General features: G+C 69.4%; 21 protein-coding genes. 11 read left to right on the top strand and 10 right to left on the bottom strand.

The features are described 5' to 3' along the window. Nucleotides 1-73: 73 nt before the first annotated feature. Nucleotides 74-1,870 (top strand): AMP-dependent synthetase/ligase, encoded by a 1,797-nt coding sequence (locus ACQP06_RS29575; protein ID WP_433667961.1) that lies wholly within the window; start codon nucleotides 74-76, stop codon nucleotides 1,868-1,870. An 87-nt stretch (nucleotides 1,871-1,957) separates the two neighbouring features. On the opposite strand, the gene ACQP06_RS29570 is transcribed toward ACQP06_RS29575, so the two are convergent. Then, on the bottom strand, nucleotides 1,958-2,836 hold the full coding sequence (locus ACQP06_RS29570) for an alpha/beta fold hydrolase (protein WP_433667959.1): 879 nt from the start codon (nucleotides 2,834-2,836) through the stop codon (nucleotides 1,958-1,960). Nucleotides 2,837-2,976: 140 nt separating this feature from the next. Between ACQP06_RS29570 and ACQP06_RS29565 the strand changes: the two genes are divergently transcribed. From ACQP06_RS29565 to ACQP06_RS29555, 3 genes are all read left to right on the top strand, one after another. After that, complete coding sequence (locus ACQP06_RS29565; RefSeq protein WP_379280581.1) at nucleotides 2,977-3,408, top strand: VOC family protein; 432 nt, start codon at nucleotides 2,977-2,979, stop codon at nucleotides 3,406-3,408. 66 nt (nucleotides 3,409-3,474) lie between these two features. Then, entirely contained in the window at nucleotides 3,475-5,028 is a 1,554-nt protein-coding gene (locus ACQP06_RS29560; RefSeq protein WP_433667958.1) for a molybdopterin-dependent oxidoreductase, read from the top strand. A gap of 135 nt (nucleotides 5,029-5,163) precedes the next feature. Next, nucleotides 5,164-5,784, top strand: a complete 621-nt coding sequence (locus ACQP06_RS29555) for a Uma2 family endonuclease (RefSeq protein ID WP_433667956.1) — start codon at nucleotides 5,164-5,166, stop codon at nucleotides 5,782-5,784. Between the two features lie 73 nt (nucleotides 5,785-5,857). Here ACQP06_RS29555 and ACQP06_RS29550 read toward each other — a convergent pair whose 3' ends face one another. Beyond that, nucleotides 5,858-7,354, bottom strand: coding sequence for a DHA2 family efflux MFS transporter permease subunit (locus ACQP06_RS29550; protein ID WP_433667954.1), 1,497 nt, complete (start codon nucleotides 7,352-7,354; stop codon nucleotides 5,858-5,860). Between the two features lie 12 nt (nucleotides 7,355-7,366). Continuing rightward, a complete protein-coding gene (locus ACQP06_RS29545) occupies nucleotides 7,367-8,023 on the bottom strand; it encodes a PadR family transcriptional regulator (protein ID WP_433667952.1) in 657 nt (218 codons plus the stop codon). Between the two features lie 222 nt (nucleotides 8,024-8,245). On the opposite strand from ACQP06_RS29545, the gene ACQP06_RS29540 reads away from it, so the two are divergent. Beyond that, complete coding sequence (locus ACQP06_RS29540) at nucleotides 8,246-8,374, top strand: hypothetical protein (RefSeq protein WP_433667950.1); 129 nt, start codon at nucleotides 8,246-8,248, stop codon at nucleotides 8,372-8,374. An 89-nt stretch (nucleotides 8,375-8,463) separates the two neighbouring features. Beyond that, nucleotides 8,464-9,312: a GNAT family N-acetyltransferase gene (locus ACQP06_RS29535; protein WP_433667948.1), complete on the top strand. Its 849-nt coding sequence runs from the start codon at nucleotides 8,464-8,466 to the stop codon at nucleotides 9,310-9,312. A 218-nt stretch (nucleotides 9,313-9,530) separates the two neighbouring features. Here ACQP06_RS29535 and ACQP06_RS29530 read toward each other — a convergent pair whose 3' ends face one another. Continuing rightward, on the bottom strand, nucleotides 9,531-13,280 hold the full coding sequence (locus tag ACQP06_RS29530; RefSeq protein ID WP_433667946.1) for a multifunctional oxoglutarate decarboxylase/oxoglutarate dehydrogenase thiamine pyrophosphate-binding subunit/dihydrolipoyllysine-residue succinyltransferase subunit: 3,750 nt from the start codon (nucleotides 13,278-13,280) through the stop codon (nucleotides 9,531-9,533). 112 nt (nucleotides 13,281-13,392) lie between these two features. Next, nucleotides 13,393-17,142, bottom strand: coding sequence for an ABC transporter ATP-binding protein (locus tag ACQP06_RS29525; RefSeq protein WP_433667944.1), 3,750 nt, complete (start codon nucleotides 17,140-17,142; stop codon nucleotides 13,393-13,395). Nucleotides 17,143-17,288: 146 nt separating this feature from the next. On the opposite strand from ACQP06_RS29525, the gene ACQP06_RS29520 reads away from it, so the two are divergent. After that, nucleotides 17,289-17,822 carry a VOC family protein gene (locus ACQP06_RS29520; protein WP_433667942.1) on the top strand — a complete coding sequence of 178 codons (534 nt, stop codon included), beginning with the start codon at nucleotides 17,289-17,291 and terminating at the stop codon, nucleotides 17,820-17,822. 3 nt (nucleotides 17,823-17,825) lie between these two features. Here ACQP06_RS29520 and ACQP06_RS29515 read toward each other — a convergent pair whose 3' ends face one another. From ACQP06_RS29515 to ACQP06_RS29505, 3 genes are read right to left on the bottom strand one after another with little or no spacing between them, the layout of a single operon-like run. Beyond that, on the bottom strand, nucleotides 17,826-18,614 hold the full coding sequence (locus tag ACQP06_RS29515) for a hypothetical protein (protein WP_433667940.1): 789 nt from the start codon (nucleotides 18,612-18,614) through the stop codon (nucleotides 17,826-17,828). Between the two features lie 49 nt (nucleotides 18,615-18,663). Beyond that, nucleotides 18,664-19,611, bottom strand: coding sequence for an ABC transporter ATP-binding protein (locus ACQP06_RS29510; RefSeq protein WP_433667939.1), 948 nt, complete (start codon nucleotides 19,609-19,611; stop codon nucleotides 18,664-18,666). Then, nucleotides 19,608-20,324 carry a hypothetical protein gene (locus tag ACQP06_RS29505; protein ID WP_357087233.1) on the bottom strand — a complete coding sequence of 239 codons (717 nt, stop codon included), beginning with the start codon at nucleotides 20,322-20,324 and terminating at the stop codon, nucleotides 19,608-19,610. Before ACQP06_RS29505 ends, ACQP06_RS29510 begins: the two co-directional genes overlap by 4 nt. A gap of 130 nt (nucleotides 20,325-20,454) precedes the next feature. On the opposite strand from ACQP06_RS29505, the gene ACQP06_RS29500 reads away from it, so the two are divergent. Together ACQP06_RS29500 and ACQP06_RS29495 are read left to right on the top strand one after the other, a co-directional pair. After that, the gene (locus tag ACQP06_RS29500; RefSeq protein WP_433667937.1) at nucleotides 20,455-21,294 is read left to right on the top strand and encodes a helix-turn-helix domain-containing protein; all 840 of its coding nucleotides are present in this window, start codon (nucleotides 20,455-20,457) and stop codon (nucleotides 21,292-21,294) included. A gap of 4 nt (nucleotides 21,295-21,298) precedes the next feature. Further along, on the top strand, nucleotides 21,299-21,718 hold the full coding sequence (locus tag ACQP06_RS29495) for a VOC family protein (RefSeq protein WP_433667935.1): 420 nt from the start codon (nucleotides 21,299-21,301) through the stop codon (nucleotides 21,716-21,718). A 4-nt stretch (nucleotides 21,719-21,722) separates the two neighbouring features. Here the strand turns inward: ACQP06_RS29495 and ACQP06_RS29490 are convergent, their stop codons facing one another. Then, a complete protein-coding gene (locus ACQP06_RS29490; RefSeq protein WP_433667934.1) occupies nucleotides 21,723-22,757 on the bottom strand; it encodes a glutathione S-transferase family protein in 1,035 nt (344 codons plus the stop codon). A 200-nt stretch (nucleotides 22,758-22,957) separates the two neighbouring features. On the opposite strand from ACQP06_RS29490, the gene ACQP06_RS29485 reads away from it, so the two are divergent. Beyond that, nucleotides 22,958-23,752 carry an enoyl-CoA hydratase/isomerase family protein gene (locus tag ACQP06_RS29485; RefSeq protein WP_433667932.1) on the top strand — a complete coding sequence of 265 codons (795 nt, stop codon included), beginning with the start codon at nucleotides 22,958-22,960 and terminating at the stop codon, nucleotides 23,750-23,752. A 319-nt stretch (nucleotides 23,753-24,071) separates the two neighbouring features. After that, nucleotides 24,072-25,322, top strand: coding sequence for a class I adenylate-forming enzyme family protein (locus tag ACQP06_RS29480; RefSeq protein ID WP_433667931.1), 1,251 nt, complete (start codon nucleotides 24,072-24,074; stop codon nucleotides 25,320-25,322). Between the two features lie 79 nt (nucleotides 25,323-25,401). Here the strand turns inward: ACQP06_RS29480 and ACQP06_RS29475 are convergent, their stop codons facing one another. Next, nucleotides 25,402-26,136 carry a tyrosine-protein phosphatase gene (locus ACQP06_RS29475; RefSeq protein ID WP_433667929.1) on the bottom strand — a complete coding sequence of 245 codons (735 nt, stop codon included), beginning with the start codon at nucleotides 26,134-26,136 and terminating at the stop codon, nucleotides 25,402-25,404. Nucleotides 26,137-26,370: the final 234 nt, after the last annotated feature.

Raw genomic sequence — 26,370 nt, 5'->3', positions numbered from 1 at the left:
GGGCGGTCCGCGGAGAGTTACCTGTGAGCGTGGCGTAAATTACCCGCCAGTAAACCTCTGTGGAAGGGCAGCGATGCGAGAGTTCGAAGTCCCGGCTACCTACACCATTCCGGAGAACGCCAACATGTCGGACGGCGCGTTCCGGCATGCTGAGAAGACCCCTGACCTGGTGGTCTTCAACACTCCGAATGGCAAGGGCGGCTGGAACGACGTCACGGCGGCGACGTTCGCGAAGACCGTGACCGACGTGGCCAAGGGACTGGTGGCCTCCGGTATCGAGCTCGGCGACCGCGTCGCCATCATGGCTCAGACCAGCTACGAGTGGGTCGTACTGGACTTCGCCATCTGGGCGGCCGGCGGCTGCACCGTCGCGATCTACGACTCCTCCTCCGCCGAGCAGGCGCGCTGGATCCTCGAGGACTCCGCCACCAAGCTCACCGTCGTCCAGAACGACAAGCACCGCGCCACCATCGCCGAGATCGAGTCCGGGCTGGACAGCCTGCGCGAGGTCCTGCAGCTCGACAAGGGCGCGATCGCCGAGCTCGCCGCGCGCGGCAAGGATCTCGACGACGCCGTGGTGCACGAGCGCCGCGCCCAGGTGAAGGCCGCCTCCCCGGCCACCCTGATCTACACCTCCGGCACCACCGGCCGGCCCAAGGGCGTCATGCTCTCGCATGCCAACCTCTACGCTGAGTCGGCTGCCGACCGCTCCTCCATGAGCGAGTTCCTGCAGCCCGGCCGCAAGTCGCTGCTGTTCCTGCCGCTGGCCCACGTCTTCGCCCGCGCGGTGGCGCTGGCCGCCTTCGACGCCGGCGTCACGGTCGCCCACACCGCCGACTGGTCCACCCTGGTCGAGCAGTTCGGCCAGTACAAGCCGAACTTCATCCTCTCGGTGCCGCGCGTGTTCGAGAAGGTGTTCAACGGCGCCAAGCAGAAGGCGCACGACGGCGGCAAGGGCAAGATCTTCGATTACGCCACCGAGATCGCCATCCAGTACAGCCAGTCGCTGGAGACCGGCGGCCCCGGCATCGTGCTCAAGCTGCAGCACGCGGTGCTCGACAAGCTGGTGTTCAGCAAGCTGCGTGAGGCCATGGGCGGCCAGTGCTCCTCCGCCGTCTCCGGTGGCGGCCCGCTGGGCGCGCGCCTGGGCCATTACTTCCGCGGCGCCGGCGTCACCATCTACGAGGGCTACGGCCTGACCGAGTCCACCGCGGCCGTCAGCGTCAACACCCCCAAGTACATCAAGGTCGGCTCGGTCGGCCGTCCGCTGCCCGGCCACGGCGCCAAGGTCGCCGACGACGGCGAACTGCTGATCCGCGGCCCGGTCGTGTTCGGCGGCTACTGGAACAACCCCGAGGCCAGCGCCGACGCGTTCGACGCCGACGGCTGGTTCAAGACCGGCGACCTCGGCGCCATCGACGAGCAGGGCTTCATCGCGATCACCGGTCGCAAGAAGGAAATCCTGGTCACCGCGGGCGGCAAGAACGTCTCCCCGGCCATGCTCGAGGACTCGCTGCGGCAGAACGCGCTGATCAGCCAGGTCATGGTGGTCGGTGACGGGCAGCCCTTCATCGGCGCGCTGGTCACCCTCGACCCCGAGGCCCTGCCGGCGTGGAAGACGCGCAACGGGATTCCCGCCGACACCCCGATCGAGCACCTCATCGAGAACCCGGCCCTGGTCGGCGAGATCAATGACGCGGTCGCGGCCACCAACAAGCTGGTCTCGCACGCGGAGGCGATCAAGAAGGTCCGCATCCTGCCGGTCGACTGGACCCAGGAGGGTGGCGAGCTGACCCCGAAGCTGTCGCTCAAGCGGGCCGTCGTCATGAAGCAGTACGCGGCCGACGTGGACGCGATCTACAACTCCTGACCGGAGTCGGGAGGCTGCGGGGGCCAGGCCCCCGGAACCCCGGATGAGCGGACTCGGGGCGCACGGGATTTCCCGTGCGCCCCATTCTCATTCCTGGGTAGCGGGCAGCCGGTCGAGGAAGTCCGCGATGAGCGGGGCGATCTCGGCTGCATGCGTCTCCAGCGCGAAGTGGCCGGTGTCGAACAGGTGCAGTTCGGCCTCGGGAACGTCCGCGAGATAGGCGTGGGCGCCGGGGGCGGGGAAGAACATGTCGTTCGCACCCCAGGTGATGAGGGTCGGGGGAGTGTACTTGCGCAGCCACGCTTGCCATTCGGGGTAGCGGGCCACATTCGACTTGTAGTCGTAGGCCAGGGCCAGCTGCGCCTCCTTGCGGCCGGGGAGGTCCAGGTAGTGCTGGTCCAGGGTCCAGGCGTCGGGGTTCAGCAGGCTCGGATCGGGGACGCCGCCCTCGTACTGGCCGCGGGTGCCCTCGAGGGTGAGCAGGCCGAGGATGGCCTCCTCGTCACCCTCGTGATCGGGCCGCAGTGCGACGAAACCCTGTGCGGCCTCGGACAGTCCGGCCTCGTAGGCATTGCCGTTCTGGACCACGAGCCCGGCGATCCACTCCGGATGGCGGGCGGCCAGCCGCAGGCCGATCGGCGCGCCGAAGTCGAAGATGTACATGGCGAACCGGGTCAGGCCCAGCCCCCGCACGAATCCCTCGGTGATATCGGCCAACCGGTCGAAGGTGTAGTCGAAATCCGCCGGCGCCACGGTGTTTCCGAAACCCGGGTAGTCGGGCGCGATCAGCCGGTAGCGGTCGCCGAGCGCGTCCAGGAGCCGCCGGAACTGGTGCGAGGCGGTGGGAAAACCGTGTAGTAGCAGCAGGACCGGGGCATCGGCGCGGGTGGGGACCGATTCGCGGTAGAACACGTCGACGCCGTCCACCTCGAGGTGACGGTGCTGGACCCGGGGCAGTTCGCTCATAGCAAGGTCAACCGGGGGACGCACCGAATATTTCTCGCATTCACCGAAATTTCCCGGCCACGACCGATGATTTCCGGGCGGCCCCCGCGTCCTACCTGTCGGGTGCCGCCGCACCCGCCACACCGACCGAGGAGGAACCCATGCCCGCACTGAACCCGTACCTCGTCTTCAACGGCAATGCCGAGGAGGCGATCACCTTCTACCAGTCCGTCTTCGGCGGCGAGGCCACCATCGTCCGCTTCGGTGACATGGGCGGCGACACCCCCGGCGACCTGCCCCCGGAGATCGCCAACCGGGTCGCCAACGCGCAGCTGCCGCTGAGCGCCACCAATATCCTCATGGTGTCCGACACCCCGCCCGGCAACGACATCGACAACTCGAACCCCGGCTTCGCCGTCCAGGTCGAGGTGGAGTCCGCGGCCGAGGCCGAGCGCCTGTTCAACGAGTTCGCCCCCGGCGGCACCGTCACCATGCCGCTCGGCAAGGTCGAGTGGGCCGAGGCCTTCGCCATGGTCACCGACAAGTTCTCGGTGCCGTGGATGATCAACTACACCGGTTCCGCCACCATGTGACGACGTCACCGGATCGTCATTTCTCGCGCGGGTTCGCGCGGCGGTTCCAGCAGTAGGGTCGGTTTCGTGCCCGATCGCGAAGTACGAATCGCCGGCGGCATCGTCGCGGGCCTGGTCACGCTGGGCGTGGCCGAAGCGGTGTCGGTGCTGATCAGTCCCGACAGCACCCCCTTGCAAGCCGTCGGGGCGTGGGTCGTCGACCATACGCCGGACGGGTTCCGGGAATGGGTGATCGGGCTGGTCGGCACCAACGACAAACTGCTGTTGTTCGTGTCGATGGGCGTGGCGGCCGTCGTGCTGGCGGCCGTCGCCGGACTCGCCGAGCGGGCCCGGCGGCCCTGGGGATCGATCCTGTTCGGGGCCTTCGGACTGCTCGCCGTACTGGCCGCGGTGGGACGTCCGGCCGCCGACTGGACCTGGGCGATACCCGCGCTGCTCGGCGCCGCGGCCGGAATTCTCGTGCTGCGCAGCCTGATTCGCCGACTCGAGGAGTCCGCGGAACGCGCCGACGAGACACCGGCCACCGCGGAGTCCCTCGAAGAACAGACCACGCAACGGCGGCAGGTGATGCGCTGGCTCGCCATCACCGGAGCCGTCGCGGTCGCCGGTGGCGTGGCCGGACGGATCATCGGGCTGCGGTCGCGGGACGTCTCCGCCGAGCGGGCCGACGTCGAGTTGCCCACGCCGACCAGCGTCGAGCCGCCGATCGACCCGGGCGCCGACCTGAAGCTGCCGGGCCTCACGCCCTACCTCACCTCGAACTCCAGCTTCTACCGCATCGACACCGCGCTGACCGTCCCGCAGGTCAGCAAGGACGACTGGTCCCTGCGCATCCACGGCATGGTCGATCGCGAGATCCGGTTGAGCTACGCCGATCTCGCCGCGCGCACCCCCATCGAGCGGCTGGTCACCCTGACCTGCGTCTCCAATCCGGTCGGCGGCGAACTGATCGGCAATGCCCGCTGGCTCGGCTACCGGCTCGACGAACTCATCGCCCAGGCCGGGCCGCACCCCGACGCCGACATGGTGCTCTCCCGCAGCATCGACGGCTTCACCGCGGGCAGCCCCCTCGCCGTCCTCACCGACGGCCGCGACGCCCTGCTGGCCGTCGGCATGAACGGTGAACCTTTGCCCACCGCGCACGGCTATCCCGCGCGACTGGTGGTGCCGGGCCTGTACGGGTACGTGTCGGCCACCAAGTGGGTGACCGAACTCGAGATCACCAGATTCGATCGCGCGGAAGCGTTCTGGACCAAACGCGGCTGGTCGGCATACGGCCCCATCAAGACCGAATGTCGCATCGACACCCCGCGCGGCCGCACCCTCGCGCCCGGCAAGGTCACCATCGCGGGGGTGGCGTGGGCGCAGCATCGCGGCATCCGCGGCGTGGAAGTCCGTATCGACCAAGGGGACTGGCAGCCCGCGCGCCTGGCGACCGCCCCCTCCATCGACACCTGGGTGCAGTGGGCCTTCGACTGGGACGCGCCCGCGGGCAGCGGCGTGCACACGGTGTGGGCGCGCGCCACCGACGGCGCGGGGGAGACCCAGACCGAGCGGCGACAGGACGTCGTACCCGACGGCGCGACCGGATATCCCTCGCTGACAGTGCGAATCGGCTGACGAACACGCCGGTCGAGCACGGGCGACAGTTCCGAATGGCCGTTTTGCCCGCGGCCGCCGTTTAGGATCGGCGCGGCAGTCGTCGCCCAGTCCGACCGGTTCAGGGAGCATCCCTCGACGGAACAGAGGAAGCGCATGACCGGAGTACTCGAATGGGCGCGGGCGGAGAACCTGCAGCCCGGACCGATCACGCTCGACGTCTGGCAGCAGCTGCCGCCCGACTTCCGCCGGCTGGTCGAGGTGGTCAACGGGGATGTGGTGCGGGCCGACACGCCCGCGCTGCCGTACCGCAATGCCACCCGGCGGCTGGCCGCCATGCTGGAATCCGGGGCCGAGCAACATATGAGCCGCTACAACGACGGCTCGCTCTACGTCGGTGTCGACCAGGACGTGCTGCTGTGGGAATCGCCGCGGCTCACCGTCCGCCGCCCCGATATCATCATGTTCTCCTGTGCTCCCGCCGATGTCGGGCCGCTGCAGGCCGCGCGGGTGAAGATCGCCGTCGAGGTGGTGTCCCCGGCCACCGAACGGGTCGACGCCGCCGACAAGATGGCCGAGTACGCGCTGGCCGGAATCCCTTGGTACTGGCTGGTGTACATGGATCGGGACCGGGTGAAGGCGATTCAGACCCACGTCCTGGTGCTGGGGCACTACCGGCCGCTGCGCCGCCTCAGCGCGCACGTCGGGGAGACGCTGATCGACATGCCCATCGAGATCGGGATCGATTGGACGCGGCTGATCGGGCTGCTGCTCTGACCGGATCCGTCCTCCGAAAACGACGCTGCCCGCCGGGAATCCCCGGCGGGCAGCGCCTTCCGAACAGTCGGGATCAGTGCGCCCCGATATCGGCCTTCGCCATATCGTCCGCCCGGCCTTCGCCCTGCTTGCCGAAGCCGATGAACATCGCCGAGGCGACCACACCGATCAGCAGGATCGCCGCGGGTAGGTACATGGACTGGCTCAGCGCGGTGCTGAGCTTCTCCAGGATCGGATCCCGCACCGCCGCGGGCAGATCGCTGAGGCTCTTACCGCCCGAGCCCTCGCCGATCGGACCGCTCTGCAGGCCCTGCGCCGAGATCCGCGCCGACAGCAGCGCGCTGATCGCCGCCGAACCGAGCACCGAACCCACCTGGCGGGTGGTGTTGTAGACGCCCGCGCCCGCACCGGCCTGCTGCACGGGCAGGTTGTGGGTGGCGGTGGAGGCCAGCGGCGCCCAGATGCAGGCGTTGGCGATACCGGCGAAGCCGCCGACGATCATGAACAGCGGCAGCGAGCCGTCCGGCTTCATCAGCGCGGCGAAACCGAACAGGGTGGCCGCGAACACCGCGAAACCGATGGTCGGGATGACCCGCGGCGCGACCTTGTCGGAGATCTTGCCGATGATCGGCGCGAAGACGCCGGTCAGAATGGCCATCGGCGCGAAGATCAGCGCCGAGCGGGTCGGCGACAGCTCGTGCACCTGCTGCAGGTAGAAGTAGGCGGGCACGAACACGCTGGTCACCGCCGCGCCCATGGCGGCGATACCGACATTGGACAGCGCGAAGTTGCGGTCCTTGAACAGGCTCAGCGGCACCAGCGGCTCACCGGTATTGCGCGCCTGGTTCACCACGAACAGCGCCAGCACCACGGCGCCGGCCGCGATCATGGCCCAGATCTCGGCGTCCCAGTCGTGGGTATTGCCCTCCTGGATACCGAACACCAGCAGGAACATGCCGACGCCCGACAGCGCCACGCCGACCAGGTCGAACTTGTGCTCGTGCGTGGGCAGCGACGGGACCAGCCAGAACGCCAGCGCGAAGGCGATGATGCCGATCGGCACGTTCACGTAGAAGATCCACTGCCAGCCCTGCCAGTCCACCAGCACGCCGCCCAGGATCGGGCCGACCAGGGTGGCCAGACCGGCCACGCCGCCCCACAGGCCCATGGCCGCGCCGCGCTTGTCCGGCGGGAAGGTGCGGGTGATGACGGCCATGGTCTGCGGCGTCATCAGCGCCGCGCCCAGGCCCTGCACGGCGCGGGCCGCGATCAGCATGTCGACACTGGTCGACTCGGCGCACCAGAGCGAGGCGAGGGTGAACACGACCAGGCCGCCGAGGTAGATGTTCTTGGGGCCGAAGCGATCCCCGAGCCGGCCGGTGACCAGCAGCGGCACCGCGTAGGCCAGCAGGTAGGCGGAGGTGACCCAGATGACCTGGGAGACATCGGCGTTCAGGTCCTTCATGATCGCCGGATTGGCCACCGCGACGATGGTCATGTCCAGCAGGATCATGAAGAACCCGACGACCAGCGCGTATAGCGCTAGCCACGGGTTGCGTTGAGTGGACATGGATTCGGGTTCCTATCCCTGGGAGTGGGTTCTGGTGTCGACGCGCTCGCCGGTCTCGGAGTCGAAGGTTTCCCATTCGAGGTCGCCGCTGCGGAGCTCGTCCATGAGTCCGCGCAGCCAGGTGACTTCGGCGGTGCTGTGCGCGCGTATGTAGTCGACCCGCATCCAGTAACGGCGCGGGACATCGGAGGCGGCGGCCAGGTCGCGGAGCATGGTCAGCTCGGTGACCCGCGCCTCGATCGAGGCGACGCGTTCGCGGAGGGCATCGATGACCTCGTCCACGGGCAAATTGTGCGCTTCGGCCAGTCCGGTCACGAACGCCGGGTACTCGTGAACCGGTTCCCGCAGCAGGTCCCGGACTCGTTCACGCAGCGCCGCGTGCCCGGCCGTGCGAATGCGGTAGGTGGTCCGTTCCGGCCGGTTACCGGCCCGGTCGGTGCTCTCCGCCGCGATCAGTTCCTGATCGGTCAGGCGTGCCACCGTGTGATACAGCGACCCCGGCTTGATCTTGGTGAACTGGTCCTCGTGGCGGCTCAGTAACAGCTGATACATCTCGTACGGGTGCATCGGACGTTCCTCCAGCAGTGCGAGAACCAGCAGCGCCATCGGCGTGAGCGCTGGAGCCGACTGCTTCTTGATCACCACGACCTCCGTTTCGAGTGACGCCATCAACCGTCACCCCATCCTCCGGACCAAATATTCCACGTGGAATATACGACGCCGAACACCGCGCTCACAACCCCTCCCGAGCGGATCACTCCCCGGCATTTATGACCCCCGTCACTGTCCTGTGAAATCGCTTGTCGCAAGCCATCTCTCGATGCGCGGCAACTGAAACCAGCCGGTACCATCAACCTTTCGTCAGGGAAGTAGCAGAAAGAGGTACCCGCCATGTCGGACCAGGAATCGACCACCCAGGACACCGCCGCCGCCGACGGCCTCGCCGCGATGATGGCCGCCTGGGACATCAAGGGTGAGGCCGATTCCACTGCGGAGCAGGCGGATTCGACCGGCGAGTGACCCGTCCCCGGCACCGGACACCGAACAGCCCGCCGAGCCGTCCTCGGCGGGCTGTTTCCGTTCCGGGTCATCTGCGCCATGATGAACGCATGGGGTGGACGATTACCGAGGATGTGTCGGCATACGAGCGGGCGGCCGGCGAATTCCTGCTGTCGGATCCGATCCGGCACACCGTGCTGGTCACCGTGCTGGACCGGCTGCTACGGCAGGGGGTGACGGTCTTCGGGGACGCCGCTCCCCATTTCGGGTGGTGGACCACTCCCGGCGGCGAGGTCGCGGCCGCGTTCTTCCGGACACCGCCCTTCGGAATCGTGGTGTCCCCCTTGCCGTTCGAGGCGATCGCTCCACTCGTGCGCGACTACTCGGCGATCGATCCGGCGCTGCCCGCGGTGTCCGGCCCGTCGGACTCCGCCCGGGCCGTCGCCGAAGTCTGGGCGCGGTCACACGGCACAGCGGCCACCCTGCGCCGCGCCGATCGCCTCTACCGGCTGGATGACCTGGTCCCGCCGGAACCGACGCCCGACGGCCGCGGACGCCTCGCGACCGACCGTGACCGAGCCCTGGCAATCGAATGGCTGCTCGAATTCACCAGGGACATCGGCGATCCGCCCCCGGCGCACCCGGACCGCATGATCGACGACCGCCTGACCCGCGACGGCCTGACCCTGTGGGAAGTGGACGGCACCCCGGTCTCGATGGCCGGAACCGGCCCGGCCGTAGCCGGAACCATCCGCATCGCCCCCGTCTACACCCCGAAACCCCTGCGCGCCAGAGGCTTCGCGGCAGCCGCCACCACCTTCGCCTGCCGCCAGGCCCTCGCCTCCGGCGCGAGCCACATCATGCTCTTCGCCGACCTCGCCAACCCCACCAGCACAGCCCTATACCAGCGCCTCGGCTTCCGTCCCCTCGGCGACTACGACATCTACCACCTCGGCTGAGACCCCTGCCTCGGACCTCATGCGCTCGCGTGGGCCACCAGGTCTCGGCCGCGACCGATCAGGGCCATGCGGTCGTCCCAGTGCTCGCGGACCCAGGCCGGATCAGCCTTGCCAACGATTCCTGTGGTGACGTGTGAGCTTCCGGCCCGGTTCGAGGGCCGGAAACGACACGAGGCCGGAACTCGTGAGAGTTCCGGCCCCGCGCGAGGATTCGACTATCAGGCGGTCGGGGAGAACGCCTCGTCGATGATTTCCTGCTGCTCCACGGCGTGCACCTTGGACGAACCCGAGGACGGGGCCGACATGGCGCGGCGGGAGATGCGGCGCAGCTTGCCGAAACGGGCCGGGAGGATCTCCGGGAGGTTGAGGCCGAAGAAGGGCCAGGCGCCCTGGTTGGCCGGTTCCTCCTGGACCCACGCCAGATCGGAGGCGTTGGGGTACTGCTCCAGGGCCTCGTTGAGGCGGAACTTCGGAATCGGGTACAGCTGCTCGACGCGGACGATGGCCACGTCGTCGCGGTTGTGCTTGTTCTTCTCGGCCACCAGCTCGTAGTAGATCTTGCCGGAGGTGAGCAGCACGCGCTTGACCTTGGAGCGGTCGCCGTTGCCCGACTCGTAGGTGGGCTCCTCGAGCACGGTGCGGAACTTGTTGTCCGTGAAGTCCTCGACCTCGGAGACGACAGCCTTGTTGCGCAGCATGGACTTCGGGGTGAAGACCACCAGCGGGCGGCGGATGCCGTCCAGGGCGTGGCGGCGCAGCAGGTGGAAGTAGTTCGACGGGGTGGAGGGGACCGACACCGTCATCGAACCCTCGGCGCACAGCTGCAGGAAGCGCTCGATACGACCCGAGGTGTGGTCCGGACCCTGGCCCTCATGACCGTGCGGCAGCAGCAGCACGACCTCGGAGAGCTGACCCCACTTGGCCTCACCGGAGGAGATGAACTCGTCGATGATGGACTGCGCGCCGTTGACGAAGTCACCGAACTGCGCCTCCCACAACACGAGTGCGTCCGGGTTGCCCAGCGAGTAGCCGTACTCGAAGCCGACCGCCGCGTACTCCGACAGCGCCGAGTCGTGCACCGCGAACCAGCCCGGGTTCGCCGAGCCGATGTTGTGCAGCGGGGTGTACTCGTCGCCGTTCTTGCGGTCGATGATGACCGAGTGGCGCTGCGAGAAGGTGCCGCGGCGCGAGTCCTGACCGGTCAGTCGGACGGCCTTGCCCTCGTCGATGAGCGTGCCGAAGGCCAGCAGCTCGGCCATGGCCCAGTCGACCTTGCCCTCGTACGCCATCTCGCGGCGCTTCTCCAGCACCGGCTTGACGCGCGGGTGCACGGTGAAGCCCTCGGGCACGTTCAGGAACGCGTCGCCGATGCGCTGCAGCACCGTCTTGTCCACGGAGGTCACGAGGTTCGGCGGCAGCTGCTGCTCGTCCTCGACCGACTCCGAGGCCTCCGGCGGGAACTTCTCCAGCTCGCGCACCTCGTTGAAGATCCGCTCCAGCTGACCCTGGTAGTCACGCAGGGCGTCTTCGGCTTCCTTCATGGAGATGTCGCCACGGCCGATCAGCGACTCGGTGTACGCCTTGCGGACCGAACGCTTGGTGTCGATCACGTCGTACATGCCCGGCTGGGTCATCGACGGGTCGTCGCCCTCGTTGTGGCCGCGGCGGCGGTAGCAGATCAGGTCGATCACGACGTCGCGCTGGAACTTCTGCCGGTAGTCGACGGCCAGCTTGGCCACCCACACACAGGCTTCCGGGTCGTCGCCGTTCACGTGGAAGATCGGGGCGCCGATGAACTTCGCGATGTCGGTGGAGTATTCGGTGGAACGCGAGTACTCGGGAGCGGTGGTGAAGCCGATCTGGTTGTTCACCACGATGTGCACGGTGCCGCCGGTGCGGTAGCCGCGCAGAACCGACAGGTTCAGGGTCTCGGCCACGACACCCTGGCCGGCGAAGGCCGCGTCACCGTGCAGCATCAGCGGCACGACGGAGAACGAGCGGTTCTCCTCGCCGGTGGTGACGATGTCTTCCTTGGTGAGCAGGTCCTGCTTGGCGCGGACCAGACCCTCCAGCACCGGGTCGACGGCCTCGAGGTGCGAGGGGTTCGCGGTCAGCGACACCTCGATCTCGTTGTCGCCGAACATCTGCAGGTAGGTGCCGCGCGCACCGAGGTGGTACTTCACGTCGCCGGAGCCGTGGGTGGCGGCCGGGTTCATGTTGCCCTCGAACTCGGTGAAGATCTTCGAGTAGGGCTTGCCCACGATGTTGGCCAGCACGTTCAGGCGGCCACGGTGCGGCATACCGATGACGACCTCGTCGAGGGCATACTCGGCGCACTGGTCGATGACGGCGTCCATCATCGGGATGACCGACTCGGCGCCTTCCAGCGAGAAGCGCTTCTGGCCGACGTACTTGGTCTGCAGGAAGGTCTCGAACGCCTCGGCCGCGTTGAGCCTGGACATGATGTACTTCATCTCGGCCACGGTGGGCTTCGCGTGCTTCTGCTCCACGCGCTCCTGAATCCACTTGAGCTGCTCGGGATCCAGAATGTGGGTGTACTCCACACCCACGTGGCGGGCGTAGGCGTCGCGCAGGATGGACAGCACGTCGCGCAGCTTCATGCGCTCCTGGCCGTGGAAGCCCGCGACATTGAACTCGCGGTCCAGGTCCCACAGGGTCAGGCCGTGCTGGGTGACATCCAGGTCGGGGTGCGAACGGAACTTGTCCTTCACCAGCCGCAGCGGGTCGGTGTCGGCCATCAGGTGGCCGCGGCTGCGGTAGGCGTTGATCATTTCCTGGACGCGGGTCGACTTGTCGATGCCGCGTTCCTGAATGTCCTTGCGCCAGCGCACCGGCTCGTAGGGGACACCCATGCCGTGGAAGATCTCGTCGTAGAACTCGTCGGAGATCAGCAGGTTGTGCACGGTCCGCAGGAAGTCGCCGGACTCCGCGCCCTGGATGATGCGGTGGTCGTAGGTCGAGGTCAGGGTCATCAGCTTGCCGATGCCCATCTCCGCGAGCTGCTGATCGCTCATGCCCTGGAACTCGGCCGGGTACTCCATGGCGCCCGCGCCGATGATCGCACCCTGGCCCAGCATCAGGCGCGGCACCGAGTGGTTGGTGCCGATGGTGCCCGGGTTGGTGAGCGAGATGGTGACACCGGCGAAGTCGTCGTTGGTCAGCTTGCCCACGCGCGCCCGGCGGACCACGTCCTCGTACGCGGTGTGGAACTGCGTGAAGGTCATGGTCTCGGTGTTCTTGATGGCCGCGACCGCCAGCGCCCGGTTGCCGTCCTTGCCCGGAAGGTCGATGGCCAGACCGAGATTGGTGTGCGCCGGGGTGACCGAGTTCGGCTTCCCGTCGATCTCGGCGAAGTGCCGGTTCATGTTCGGGAAGGCCTTGATGCCCTGCACGATCGCGTAACCCAGCAGGTGGGTGAAGGAGATCTTGCCGCCGCGGGTACGGGCCAGGTGGTTGTTGATGACCAGCCGGTTGTCGATCATCAGCTTCGCGGGGATGGCGCGCACCGAGGTGGCGGTGGGGATGGCCAGCGACGCCGACATGTTCTTCGCGACCGCCGCGGAGGGTCCGCGCAGCACCTTGGTCTCGTCCTCGGCGGACGGCTTGGGGCCGCCGGAGGTCGGGGCCGCGTTCGAGGTCGGGGCCGGAGTGGTCTGCGGGGCGCGCACCTGCGCCGGGGCCGGAGCCGGGGCGGGCGCGGCCGCGGTGGCGGCGACGGGGGTGGCGGCAGGCGCGGCGGCGGCGGGGGCCGGAGCGACGGCGGCAGGCGCCTGGCTGTTGTTACCAATCTCGGCAGTGTTCTCCGGCGTGTAGTCCGCCAGGAACTCGTGCCAGCTCTCATCGACGGACGAGGGGTCTTGCTTGTACTTCTGGTACATCTCGTCGACAAGCCACTGGTTCTGTCCGAACTGGTCTGTTGAGCTGCTCACAGCAGGTGTTCGCCTCATTTCGTTCTTCGCGCTGCGACGTTTGTGACGTGCCCGGCACGGGTAATCGGCGGATGCGCGCCGATGCGCCCCCACTGAGGATATGCCCACCCCTGTTCGCCGTCGGTCGTGGCTACCACCGAGCGGACGCATTCTCTCGTGACGACTCGTCCTCGCTCGAGAATATTCCTTCCGTCGCCCGCGCCGCAGCCCACAAGCGGGAGTACGGGCCGTCGGCCCCGAGGAGTTCGTCGTGTGACCCGATTTCGCTGATCCGGCCGTGCTCGACGACCGCGATCCGATCGGCCTGCGCGGCGGTCGCGAGCCGGTGCGCCACGATGATCGAGGTTCGCCCCCGCGTCACCGATTCGCTCGCGACCAGCACCGATGCCTCGGCGGCGGGATCCAGTACGGCGGTGGCCTCGTCGAGCAGGAGCAGGTCGGGCCGGACCAGTTCGGCGCGGGCCAGGGCGATGAGCTGGCGTTGCCCGGCCGAGAGCCCGCGCCCGCGTTCCCCGACCGGCTGCGACATGCCCCGGGGCAGTGCGGCGATCGTGTCCAGCGCGCCGACCGCGGCGGCCGCCGCCTCGATTTCAACGCGACTCGCAAAAGGTTTGCCAAATGCAATGTTGCTGGCAATGTCGCCGGTGAAGAGGTGAGCTTCCTGCGGGACCACGCCGAGCCGCGAACGGAACTCGGCGAGGCGATAGTCGCGAATATCCACGCCGTCCACCCGAATTACACCGTGAGTGTCCGGATCATGGGCTTTGTCATGCGTTTTCGCTATGGAGATTGCCGTCGCGGCGTCGGTAACTTCGTGATTCGCGTCACCGGACACACGTTCTCGCGGCATGTCGTAGAGCCGGGCCAGCAACTTCACGATGGTCGACTTGCCCGCGCCGGTCTCACCCACCAGCGCGAGGCTGCCGCCCGCCGGGATGCTGAGGCTGACGCCCTCCAGGGCGGGCCGCACCGCGCCCGGGTACTGGAAGCGCACGTCGTCGAACACCACCTCGCCGCGCAGCCGCCCGTCGATCGGGGCCGCGTCCGCGGGATCGGGGGCGATGGAGGACGGGGTGTGCAGCAGTTCCCCGATGCGCCGCAACCCGACCCGCGCCTGCTGGTACCCGTCGAAGAGCTGCGACAACTGCATGATCGGCCCGAACAGCAGCTGCAGGTACAGCACGAACGCGACCAGGGTGCCCGCGCTGGTGGTCCCGTGCGCCACCGCCCGGGCCCCGGTGAACACGACCGCGGCCAGCGCCAGATCCGCCCACATGCCGACGAAGGCGAAGAAGGTGGCGATGGCCCGCTGCGCCTGCATCCGGCTGACCCGGTAGTTGTCCGAGTACCCGGCGAAACGCCGCTCGGAGATCGCCTCGTGCCGGTTGGCCTGCACCACCCGTAGTCCCGCGACGTTCTCGGCGAAGTCGGCGTTCACGGTCGCCGAATGCTCCCGGGAGGCGCTGTAGGCGGCGTCGGAGACCTTGCGGAACTTCCAGCTGGCCACCAGCAGCGCGGGCACCGTCACGAACACCACCAGGGCCAGGCCCGGGTCGATGATGGTGAGCGCCACCGCGATTCCGCCGACGGTCAGCAGCGCGACCAGCGCGTCCGGCAGACCGGTCTGCATGAACGTCGACAGCGCGTCGATGTCGGTGGTCATCCGGGTCATGATGCGGCCGGACAGTTCCCGCTCGTAGAAGTCCAGGCCTAGCCGCTGCAGATGCGCGTAACTGCGCACCCGCAAGCCGAACAGCACCCGCTCCCCGGCCCGATTGCTCCACAGCAGCGCGGCCGCCGCGACCAGCCACCCGGCCACGACCAGGACGACGCCGATGACGGTGGCCCGCACCAGCGCCGCGCCGTCGTGCCGTCCGACGCCCGCGTCCACCGCGTACCGCACCACCGACGGGAAGCCCACGCCGACAAGCGCGTTGAGCGCCAGCAGGATCATGGTTCCCGCGACCAGCCATTTCACCAGTCTCAGCGCGTGACTCAGCCGGAACCCGGGGTCGGGCTCCCGCAACGAGTCCGCGTCCAGCCCCGGCTCTTCCAGCGCGGGCGGCAGCTTGCCGAGCACCCGCCGCACTTCCTCGGGCGTATCCCGGTCCGGTTGCGCGCCCGCCGCGGTCTGCCCGAGTTCGAGGTCGGAGTCCGCGGCCGCTGGATCGAGGGGCGCGAATTCCGGTGCGGGCAGCCGGATCACGCGGTCGGCGTGGGACAGCGTCGATTCGCGGTGGGCCAGGATCAGCGTGGTCCGGCCGGAATCGGTGGGCAGGGACGCGAAGATCGCGGCCTCGGTGACCGCGTCGACCGCCGAGGTGGCGTCGTCGAGGATCAGGACGCGCGGGTTGGCCAGCAGGGCACGGGCCAAGGCGATGCGCTGGCGCTGACCGCCGGACAGGGTCAGGCCGCGTTCGCCGACCACGGTGTCGTAGCCGTCGGCGAGGGCATTGATGAAATCGTCCGCCGCGGCCTGTTTGGCGGCCGCGTGGATCTCGGCCTCGGTCGACTCCGGGCGGCCCAGAGCGATATTGGCGGCGATGGTGTCGGAGAGCAGGAACGCCTCGTCGAACACCACGCCCACGGCCGCGCGCAGGTCGGCCGCACGGAGATCGGCGACGTCGGCGCGGGAGTCGGTGCCGTACAGGCTGATCCGGCCGGAGTCGGGGGAGTAGAAGCGCGGCAGCAGCAGGCTCAGCGTGGACTTGCCCGAGCCCGCCGGGCCGATGATCGCCACCGTCTCCCCGGGCGCGATGTCGAGGCTGAAATCGCGCAGCACCGGGCGGTCCGGATCGAAACCGAACGTGAGGTCCTCGATGTCGATGCCGAGCGGCCCGGCGGGCACCGGCGCCGGCTGCTCGGGGTCGACGCGGTCGGGCGCGCTGTCGATCACCTGGTGCACGCGTTCGGCGGCGGCTCGCGTCAGCTGCGCCATCACCACCACGTACGACACGATGCGGGTGGAGTTGGTCATGGTGGCGACGTAGGCGACGAAGGCCAGGAAGGTGCCGAGCCCGATGCTGCCATGGAAGGCCAGCAGCCCGCCGACCGCGATCACCGCGACCAGCCCGGCCTGTGGAATCGACCCGAGTGTCGGGCTGAAGCGGGCGTCGATGCGGGCCGCGCGCATGCGTTCGGCGTACAGCTCGCGTCCGTGGCCCTCCAGCAGGTCGACCATGCGGGCCTCCTGGCCGAAGCCCTTCACCACGCGCACACCGGTGACGGTCTCCTCGACGTGCTGGGCCAGGTCGGCGGCGCGCTGCTGCGCCGACCAGGTGGCGGCGTACAGACGCGGCCGCACCCGGTAGACCACGAAGGCCAGTACCGGCACCACCAGCAGCGCGGCCAGCGCCAGCGGCGGCGAGAGCCAGAGCATGACGCCCGCGGCGAGCACGAACTGCAGCGCCGCCACCGAGGACCAGGGCGCCATCGACAGCAGCCCCTGCACCAGGGTGAGGTCGCTGATCGAGCGGGAGATGACCTGGCCGGTGCGCAGCTCGTCCTGCCCGGGCCCGTCCAGGCGTTGCAGCGCGGCCAGCAGATCCACCCGCAGTTCGTGCTGGACGTCGAGGGCGAGCCGCCCGGCGAGCATGCGGCGGCCGAAGGAGGCCAGGAAGCGGCCGAGGGCCAGCGCGCCCAACGCGATCGCCAGGCCCGCGATGATGCTGGTATTGCCCGCGGTCGCGCCGTCGAGGGCGCGTTTGGCCAGCAGCGGCCCGGTCACCTCGACGACCGCGCCGGCCACGATCGCCACCGCCAGCCCGGCCAGCATCCACGGGTGCCCCGCGCACCGGTCCCACAGCCGCCGCAACCATCCGCGGCCGGTTCCGTCACCGGCCCCGGTCGCCATCGTCTCGCCCACATCACTCGAACTCATCCCGGAGAACAACGACCGCCCCACCCCCTGTTTGTTCCCGTCCCCTCACCAGTGTGGCCGGGACGCCGCCTTGTGTCTCTGGTCCCGGCGTGTTCCGCTGAACTTCGCACCCCCGCGTCCGGTCCCGTCGAAACGGAGTTCCCGCCATGCCGATTCAGCGCCTCAATCACGCTGTCCTGTTCGTCTCCGACGTGGAACGCTCGGTCGCGTTCTACAGCGAGGTGCTCGGCTTCCGCCGCCTGCCCGGCGGCTTCCCGGGCGGGGCGTTCCTGCAGGCCGAGGGGTCGGCCAATGACCACGACCTGGGCCTGTTCCAATCCCCGGACCCGTCGGTGCCGCACCGCACCGGCCGGGTCGGGCTCTACCACCTGGCCTGGGAGGTGGACACGCTCAGCGAGTTGCAGCGGGTGCGCGACGCCCTGATCGCGGCGGGCGCGCTCACGGGCGCGTCGGACCACGCCTCGACCAAGGCCCTCTACGCCGCCGATCCCGACGGCATCGAATTCGAGGTCTGCTGGCTGGTTCCCGACTCCGCGGTGGAGGCCGAACTGGCGGGCATGACCGCGCCGAGCCTGCCGCTGGACCTGCCGGGGCTCATCGCCGAGTACGGCGCGGACACCCCGGGCGGCCCGCGCACCGACCACGCGGTCTGGCAGCGGGTGTTCGCCGACCGCGACTGAGCGTCAGATGTCGCGGCGGGTGTAGAACCACCAGCCCGCCGCGCCCGCGGCCGCGCTCCACAACACCAACATCGCCATGGCCGCCGGAGTGGGCGCGATGAGCGCGTTCTTGGCGTACCGTCCGCCGCTGATCGCCCCGACCGTCGAGGACACCGGCAGAATGGCCGCCAGCCCGCCGAATCCGATGGCGCGCGCGGTGATCCAGATCAGCGGCTCCAGCACCGCCCAGCCCAGCACCGCCATCAGCGCCTGGGTGGGCGAGCGCAGCACGAAGCCCACCGCGGTCCCGATCACCGCCCAGCACACCGCCGCCAGCGCCACCCCGATCAGCACACCGAAGTAGCCGCCGTCCATGGGCACCCGCGAGCCGCCCGCCAGCCGCATGGCAGCCCCGCCGAGCACCTCCATGGCGACCACGGTGGCGAGCGAGAACGCCCCCGCCACCGCGAGTTTCGTGCTCAGCAGCAGCGTCCGGTCGGGTGTGAACAGCGAGCTCATCGCCACACCCCCGGTGGCGAACTCCGAGCCCGCGCCGACCGCCCCGAAGGCGGCGGCCGCGGCCACGGTCAGCACCACCACCCAGGCGGTGAGCATGGCTGTCCACCCGGACCCGGAGCTGAACCCCTGCGCGTTCTCGCCGCCGGGCTGGAATCCGGCGCCCAGCGCCACGAAGGCCGCCACGCCCGCCGCGACGACCCCGCCGCCGATCACCCAGTTCAGCCGCACCGAAGTCACCTTCCGCACTTCGGAATTCGCGGCCCGGGCCACCACCGGCGGCACAGTGAACTTCATCGAGCGTCCTTTCGTGGAACCTCGGTGCTCGAGCCGCCGCGCGACGACGTCACCGGTGCGTTCCGTAGGCGGCCGGGCCGGGGTAGGCGGGGTTGGTGGGTCCGGTGTGGGTGAGGGCGGCCAGCACCTGATCCGGGTGGATGTGTTCGGGCGTGACCTCGGTGAGCTGGACCCGGGCGGCGCCGGCGGCCGATTCCAGTTGCGACAGTGAGGCTTCCGCGATGGCGAGACGGCCGTCGGGCCGCATGACCGCGTCGGTGAAGCCCTGCGCGGCCAGCGAGGTGGCCAGCGCGATCGGGCTGGAGGCCTTGACCAGCAGCCGGTCCGGGTGGCTGCGGCGCAGCCGGGCGGGACTGCCCTGGTAGGCGATGCGGCCGCGGTCCATGACGATGAGCTCGTCGGCGATGGGCAGCACGGTGCTCAACGTGCGCGAGGTGAGCAGCACGGTGCCGCCACGGCGGGCGTGGCCGCGCAGATGGTCGTTGAGCCAGGCGGTTTCGCCGATGTCGAGTCCGGTGGCCGGATCGTCGAGCACCAGCAGCGGGGGATCGCCGAGCAGGGCGACGGCCAGCGCCAGCCGGGTCCGCATGCCCTCGGTGAGTCCGCCGATCCGTTCGTCGGCGGCGTCGAGGAGCCGGACCAGCCGCAGCAGTTCCTCGGCCCGTTCGTCGGAGACGCCCGCGGCCGCGGCGTACACGCGCAGCTGGGCGAGCACCCGCCGCGCGGGGTCCAGCCCGCGCGGGGTGAGCATCGCGCCGACCGCCCGCCGCCCGGCCCGCGCCCCGGAACCGGGCCCGCCCACACTGGCGGTGCCGGAGGTGGGGGTGAGCAGTCCGAGCAGCATGCGCAGCACCGTGGACTTGCCGGCGCCGTGCGGTCCCACCAGCGCGGCCACCGTCCCGGCGGGCACCACGAAGCTGACGTCGTCGACGGCGGTGATGCTCTCGAAGGTCTTGGTCAGCCCGCCGGCGGCGAAGGCGAGGGGCCGGGCGCTCACTGCTGCTTGTTCCAGGCCGGCGCGTTCAGGGCGGTCAGCGGGTCGGCGTCGACGATCATGGGCTGCGGCCAGCTCAGCGGCGGCGCGCCGAAGGCGTTGCGGGCATTGTCGACGGTGCGGCGGCCCAGCGCCCGGTTGCCGAATCCGCCGATGGCCGCGCCGATTCCGGCCGGAATCACCTTGCCGACCATGAGCGCTCCGCGCTTGGCGATGAACTGCACCATGAACCGCTTGAGCAGCGAGTCGTTCATGGAGCTCAGGCCGGGGATCTTGGCGGCCATCAGGCCACCCCAGTTCTTGGCCGACACGCCGACGCTCTTCTGCACGATCTCCATGCCGCTCTCCCCGAGCACCACCGCCAGCACCAGGGCGCGGCGGCGTTCCTTGTCCTCGGGCGCGATGCCGTGCACCGCGGCCACGGCCAGGGTGAACACCGCGGACGCCTCCAGGAAGAACGCGGTCTCCGCGCTCATGGCGGCCACCGACGCGACGGTTCCGACGCCGGGCACGGCCGCGGTCGCGCCGACCGCGGTGCCGGAGGCGGTGACGGTGTTCAGATACAACTTCTCGAACCGCGCGATGATCTGCCCGGGTGTCTCGTCCGGGTGATCGGCCCGCAGCTTGGCGACGTATTTCGCGACCGCCGGGGCCTGCACCTGGGACCCGTTGTCGAGCAGCGAAACGACCGCCTTTTCGAATCCGCCCTTGAACATCGGCAACCCCTTACTTCCGTGCGGTCCTCTCCGACCGAAACTCTATGGCACCCCGACAACGATTCGCGAGATAGACCGGTTCCGGACGGGACCATCGCGCGCCACGCCGGATCGGCCTAGGGTGGACCGGGTGGCAGGCGTGTCCGAAGGCGCGTCGGGTGTGCCCGACCCGCGGCTGAGCGCGTACGTCCTCGACTACGAGGGCTACCTGTTGCACGGCTTCACCCCGGGCACCCATATCGGCATGCCGGGCTCGGCGCTGACGGTGATCATCACCATCGGCGAACCGATCCACGTCCCGGTCTCCAGTCATCCCGAGCAGGCGGGCGGCCACTGGGACATGCTGGCCAGCGGGCTCACGGTGCGTCCGGCGGTGATCGCGCACAACGGCTTCCAGCACGGCGTGCAGCTGAATCTGACCCCGCTCGGCTGCCGGGCGGTGCTGGGGATGCCCGCCGCGGCGCTCGGCTCGTGGATCGTGGACCTGGCCGACGTGCTCGGGCCGCGCGCCACGGAGCTGCGCGAACGGCTGGCGGAGCCGGTGTCGTGGCCGGAGCGGTTCGCCGTCATCGACGAGATCCTGTTGCGGCACATCGCCCCCGTGCGCTGGGAGGACGAGCTGACCCACGCCTGGGCGCTGCTGTCCGGGCCGGACCCGGCGGTGCGGGTGGCCGAGGTGGCCGACGAGATCGGCTGGAGCCGAAGGCATCTCGGCAACCGTTTCGGCGCGGAGTTCGGCATCACCCCCAAGGACGCGGTCCGGGTGGCCCGTTTCGAACGTTCGCACCGGCTGCTGCGTGAGCCGGTCGCGCCGCCGCTGGCCACGGTGGCGACCACCGCCGGGTACTACGACCAGGCGCACATGGCCCGCGAGTGGCGGGAGCTGGCGGGCATGCCGCCGTCGGTGTGGCGGGAGAACGAGGAGTTCCCATTCGTCCAAGACCAACTAGGGGCCGAGGTCGGAGGCTAGTGCCATGAGCGAAACCACCAATCCCGTACGGACCGCCACCGTCGTCTGGCCGACCCTGGTCTACCGCGACGCCGCGGCCGCGATCACGTTCCTGGAGGCCGCCTTCGGCTTCGAGACCACCGCCCGCTACGAGTCGGGCGCCACCGTCGACCACGCCGAGCTGGCCTGGCCGGGTGGTGGCGCGATCATGCTCGGCGGGGTGCGCGAGGGCATGGCGCTGGACTGCCAGCCGCCCGGTGTCGGCTCGGTGTACATCGCCCTCGACGAGGTCGAGGCGCTGTACGAGCGGGCGCGGGCCGCGGGCGCGACCATCACCCGCGAACTGCGTGACGAAACCGATTACGAATCAAAGGGTTTCACCTGCCGCGACCCCGAAGGCGTCTACTGGAGCTTCGGCACCTATCGGGGCGCGGCGGGGGAGTGAGCGGTCAGACCGCGCCGTGACCGGCGGGCACCCGCTCGGCCTCCACCGGCGGAGGCGGCGGGGTGCCGTCGCCGAACGGCTTGCCGCCCAGGGCTTCCCGGCCGTGCGGGGTCAGCCAGTCGCCGAGTTCGGGACCCTTGGGCACGACCCGCGTCGGATTGATGTCGGTGTGCACGATGTAGTAGTGCTGCTTGATCTGCACGAAGTCGACGGTGTCGCCGAAACCGGGGGTCTGGAACAGGTCGCGGGAGTACGCCCACAGCACCGGCATCTCGGTGAGCTTCTGCCGGTTGGTCTTGAAGTGGCCGTGGTACACCGGGTCGAACCGGGCCAGGGTGGTGAACAGCCGCACGTCGGCCTCGGTGATGGTGTCGCCCATCAGGTACCGCTGGCCCGCGAGCCGTTCGCTGAGCCAGTCGAGCGCGGTGAACAGCCGGTCGTAGGCGGCGTCGTAGGCCTGCTGGTCGCCCGCGAACCCGCATCGGTACACGCCGTTGTTGACCTCGGTGTAGATGCGGCGCATGACCGGATCCATCTCCGCGCGTAGATCTTCCGGGTACAGGTCGGGCGCGCCGGTCCGGTGGTACTCGGCCCACTCGGTGGAGAAGTCGAGGGTCATCTGCGCGTAGTCGTTGGTGACCACCGCGCCGGTGCGCTCGTCCACGACGGCGGGCACGGTGATGCCGCGCGGGTAGTCGGGGAACCGCTTGAAGTACGCGTCCTGCAGGAAGTGGATGCCGAGCACCGGATCCACCTCGCCCGGATCCAGGTCGAATGTCCAGCTGCGCTTGTCGTGGGTCGGCCCGCACAAGCCCAGGGACAACACCGATTCCAGCCCCAGCAGCCGCCGCACGATCAGCGTGCGATTGGCCCACGGACACGCCCGCGCCGCGACCAGCCGGTACCGGCCGGGCTCCACGGGATACCCGTCCCGCCCGTCCGCGGTGATCCGCGTCTCGATGTAGTTCGTGTCCCGCTTGAATTCGCCAGGCTCGACGTAAGTCCCCGGCTCGGATTTCGAGGTGGTCACTGTGCCCATTTTGCCCTCCGCTTCGCTCCGGGCGGGTTCGCGGCCCCTAGGTCTCGATTCTTCCCTCCTCCGCTCCTCCGCTTCGCTCCCCCGCTCCGTCAGTCCAGAATCGAGACGGCCGCGAACCATCGGGGTGATCTTCTGCGGTCGGCACCGCCGATGTTGCGCTTGCCCTTTTGCGAAGGTAAGCGTCCGCATACATTCAGGGCATGACTGACTCGAAGCCCACCCGCCTGGAGCGCATCGTCACCGCCGGCGGCGCGGACGCGGCGATCCTCACCATCGACCATCCGCCGCTGAATCTCTTCGACAAGGCGTTGATGGACACCCTCGCCTCGGATCTCGAGGAGTTGTCGGCGAATCCGCCCCGCGCGCTGCTGATCCGCGCCGATGGGAAGCTGGTGTCGGGCGGCGTGGACGTGCATGTCTTCGACGGGCTGTCGGAGGAGGAGGGCGCGCAGCTGTGGCAGACCCTGTTCGCGCGCATCATCCACCCGCTCGAGGCGCTGCCGTGCCCGGTCGTCTTCGCCGCCCACTCGCTGACCCTGACCGCGGCCTTCGAGATGTCGCTGGCCTGCGACATCATCCTGGCCGCCCCCAAGGCCAAGTTCGGCCTGGTGGAGACCGTGGTCGGCCTGACCCCGTCGATGGGCGGCCCGCAGCGGCTGGCCGAGCGGGCCGGTTCGGGCCGGGCCCGCGAGTTCGTCATGACCGGTGACCTCTACGACGCCGCCACCATGGCCGAGTGGGGTGTGGTCAATGCCGTGCACGAGGACGTGGACGCCGCCGCCCGGGCGCTGCTGGCCCGCCTCGCCGACGGCCCGACCCGCGCGCACGCGGCCACCAAGGCGATCATCGAGGCCTGGCGGTCCGGCGGTGTCGCCCACGCGGATTCGGTGACCCCGGAGGTGTCCGGGCAACTTTTCGGCACCGAGGACCTGAAGGGCGCGGTGCGCAGCTTCCTGGAGGTCGGCCCCGGAAAGGCCACGTACACGGGCAAATAGGCCCGGCCGGTCGGACCGGCTGTGCGCGCCCGGGCGTGTCCAATGACGCCCGGGCGTGTCAAGCCGTCTACCTGCGATGGTGTCGGATTGGTGGCGACACGAGACCACTCGGAGGCCATTTCGGACGCAGGGTCGTGAACGACAGCCCAAATCCGACGTTTCCGCAGGCTCGATTGGGGGAACCGAGGTTTGGCAGGACGCCGATCTGTTTCCGTGGGGTCAAAGCCTGACATCCGTTTGCCGACAATCCGCCCACTTCTGTGATCTGCATCATATAGTCACTCATGCCTGGCAGGGCTTCGAGGCACTCGGAGGGACGATGTCGCAGTTACTCGTGGAATTCCCGCACACGCGAAACGGCTGGTGTGACAACCCGCTTGCGCGCGCCGCCGACGGCATCCTGCGCTACGGAAACCTCACCCCCGCACTGACCGAGCTACTCGACATCCAGGTCCACAATTTCGCCGCCCGCGAGGCCGTCGTCGAGATCGGCGGCCCCCGGCTCACCTACCGCGAGCTCTGGTACTCGGCCTCCCGCATCGCCGGCGGGCTGCAGGAGCACGGCATCGGCTACGGCGACCGGGTCGCGGTCCGCATGCCGGTCGGCGCCCGCTGGGTCCAGGCCTTCCTGGGCGCGCTGCTCTCCGGCGCGGTCCCGGTGCTGGTCCACGACGGCCTCCCGGACGCGCTGGCGGACCGCGTGATTCGCGACGCCTGCGCCGACTTCGTGCTGGACGGCGGCGGCACCGCGGCCGGTTTCGCCGCGGCCCTGCCCGACGGCGCAGCCTTCATCGACGACGGCGCGTCCCTGGGCGAGCTGGCGTTGCTCTCCTACACCAGCCCGGGCCCCGACACCGCCCCGCGCGGGGTGGAGCTGACCAACGAGAACCTGCTCTCCGCAATCCGTTCCGTGGTGGGCGCGCTGGATCTGCCCACCGACGGCCTGCGCAACCTGGTGCTGCTGCCGCTCGCGCACGCCAGCGGGTGCGTGGATCAACTGCTGCCGACATTCGCGGTCGGCGGCACGGTGGTGCTCACCCCGGACCGTTCCCTGGTGCCGCGGGCGCTGGTGGCCGAACGCATCGACATGGTCGCCGCGACCCCCAGCATCTTCGCCGGGCTGCTGCCCGGCCTGGCCGGGCTGCGGGTGGAGCAGGTGCGTCAGGTGTGCAGCGCCGGGCACCGCGCCGAACTGGCCGCGGCCTCCGCCGCCTCCGGCTCGGTCGCCGACACCCTGCGCGAGGTCTTCCCGGCCGCGCGGCAGTGGTCGGTGTGGGGCGCGACCGAGACCTCCGGCATCGGCCTGGCCCGCGACGACACCGCCCTGGACTTCGACGATAACGACAGCGCCCGCGACACCCTCGGATTCGCCTTCGGGGGAACCGAACTGGCGTTGTGGGGCCCGCGCGCGGACGCCGGGTGCGGCGAATTGCTGTGCCGCGGGCCGAATGTGAGCCCGCGCTACTGGAACGACCCGAAGACCACCGAATCGCGCTTCACCGGGCCTTGGTTCCACACCGGGAACCAGGTCAGCATTACCGCCGACGGTCTGGTCCGCCGGGTCGGCTGACCGGCGCGGTCGGTACACATCGCGGAGACGCCGCGCGGACCGGCTCAGGCGCCGCGCGGGGGTCCCGGGTGTGTCGGGGTCAGCCCAACAGGCGGGTGTGCAGGGCGTCGCGGATCTCGACGGTGATGCCGATTTCGGTGAGGTAGCCGTCGAGGCCGCCGTAGAGGATGTGCATCGAGGTGGTGGCGCACTCCAGGTATTCGGTGCGGACGCCGAGCAGGTCGTCGGAGACCTCCTTGTCGGACTCCGCGGTCATGAACGAGCGCAGCACCGGCACCGCGTCATTGCTGAGCAGGTAGTCGGCGAACACGTCGTCCTCGGTGACCCCGACCGCGCGCAGCAGCGTGGCCACCGCCCAGCCGGTGCGGTCCTTGCCGGCGGCGCAGTGCACCAGCGCGGTGCCGGCCAGCGTGGAGTCGGCCAGCGACTTGATCGCGAGGTGGGCCTCGGGCAGGGCCGGGAACTGGCGGTAGACCTCGAGCATGTGGGCCTGGGCGGTCGCCTTGTCGCGCGCCTCGTGCGGCGGGGTCTGGCCCATGCGGGAGTCGAAGGGCGTGACCCGCAGTCGCACGCCGTCCGGGATGACGTCGTGTCCGATGTAGTCGATCTCGGCGTGTCCGCGCAGGTCGTGGATATCGGTGACGCCCAGCGTGCGCAGGGTGTCGACACCGGCGTCGTCGATCCGGCTGAGCTGGGCGGACCGCAGCAGGACGCCTTCCTTGACGGTGGATCCACCGATGGTCCGTGCTCCACCCAGATCGCGGAAGTTGAAGGTGCCGGAGATCAGGAATTGGTCGTAGCGCGCAGAGGTCACCAGCTCAGGCTATCGGTGAGTGGGACTCGTGGTCGGCGATCGATCGATGAGCGGGACTCGTTCGCGGCGAATCCGGGTTCCCGAAATGCGCTCCCGGTGTGTGGGGTCGCGCACACCCGCTATGTGTGTCGCGCATACCTCAATAAAATACCGATTGGTCCAAACAACGTCTTTACCTGGCGATCGTTCAATTTGATCATTCCCAATCGATCGCAGCCCCGTTTCAATCAGGTA

The sequence above is a fragment of the Nocardia sp. CA-136227 genome (genome assembly GCF_050955695.1).
GTDB lineage: Bacteria > Actinomycetota > Actinomycetes > Mycobacteriales > Mycobacteriaceae > Nocardia.
The sequence above is the reverse complement of the archived record's forward strand: the minus strand, read 5'-3'. Positions and strand labels throughout refer to the sequence as shown.

Coding starts and splice junctions, on each gene's coding strand:
- ACQP06_RS29575 (WP_433667961.1), top strand. CDS start 74: ATGCGAGAGTTCGAAGTCCCGGCTACCTACACCATTCCGGAGAACGCC.
- ACQP06_RS29570 (WP_433667959.1), bottom strand. CDS start 2,836: ATGAGCGAACTGCCCCGGGTCCAGCACCGTCACCTCGAGGTGGACGGC.
- ACQP06_RS29565 (WP_379280581.1), top strand. CDS start 2,977: ATGCCCGCACTGAACCCGTACCTCGTCTTCAACGGCAATGCCGAGGAG.
- ACQP06_RS29555 (WP_433667956.1), top strand. CDS start 5,164: ATGACCGGAGTACTCGAATGGGCGCGGGCGGAGAACCTGCAGCCCGGA.
- ACQP06_RS29550 (WP_433667954.1), bottom strand. CDS start 7,354: ATGTCCACTCAACGCAACCCGTGGCTAGCGCTATACGCGCTGGTCGTC.
- ACQP06_RS29545 (WP_433667952.1), bottom strand. CDS start 8,023: ATGGCGTCACTCGAAACGGAGGTCGTGGTGATCAAGAAGCAGTCGGCT.
- ACQP06_RS29540 (WP_433667950.1), top strand. CDS start 8,246: ATGTCGGACCAGGAATCGACCACCCAGGACACCGCCGCCGCCGACGGC.
- ACQP06_RS29535 (WP_433667948.1), top strand. CDS start 8,464: ATGGGGTGGACGATTACCGAGGATGTGTCGGCATACGAGCGGGCGGCC.
- ACQP06_RS29530 (WP_433667946.1), bottom strand. CDS start 13,280: ATGAGGCGAACACCTGCTGTGAGCAGCTCAACAGACCAGTTCGGACAG.
- ACQP06_RS29525 (WP_433667944.1), bottom strand. CDS start 17,142: ATGAGTTCGAGTGATGTGGGCGAGACGATGGCGACCGGGGCCGGTGAC.
- ACQP06_RS29520 (WP_433667942.1), top strand. CDS start 17,289: ATGCCGATTCAGCGCCTCAATCACGCTGTCCTGTTCGTCTCCGACGTG.
- ACQP06_RS29515 (WP_433667940.1), bottom strand. CDS start 18,614: ATGAAGTTCACTGTGCCGCCGGTGGTGGCCCGGGCCGCGAATTCCGAA.
- ACQP06_RS29505 (WP_357087233.1), bottom strand. CDS start 20,324: ATGTTCAAGGGCGGATTCGAAAAGGCGGTCGTTTCGCTGCTCGACAAC.
- ACQP06_RS29495 (WP_433667935.1), top strand. CDS start 21,299: ATGAGCGAAACCACCAATCCCGTACGGACCGCCACCGTCGTCTGGCCG.
- ACQP06_RS29490 (WP_433667934.1), bottom strand. CDS start 22,757: ATGGGCACAGTGACCACCTCGAAATCCGAGCCGGGGACTTACGTCGAG.
- ACQP06_RS29485 (WP_433667932.1), top strand. CDS start 22,958: ATGACTGACTCGAAGCCCACCCGCCTGGAGCGCATCGTCACCGCCGGC.
- ACQP06_RS29480 (WP_433667931.1), top strand. CDS start 24,072: ATGTCGCAGTTACTCGTGGAATTCCCGCACACGCGAAACGGCTGGTGT.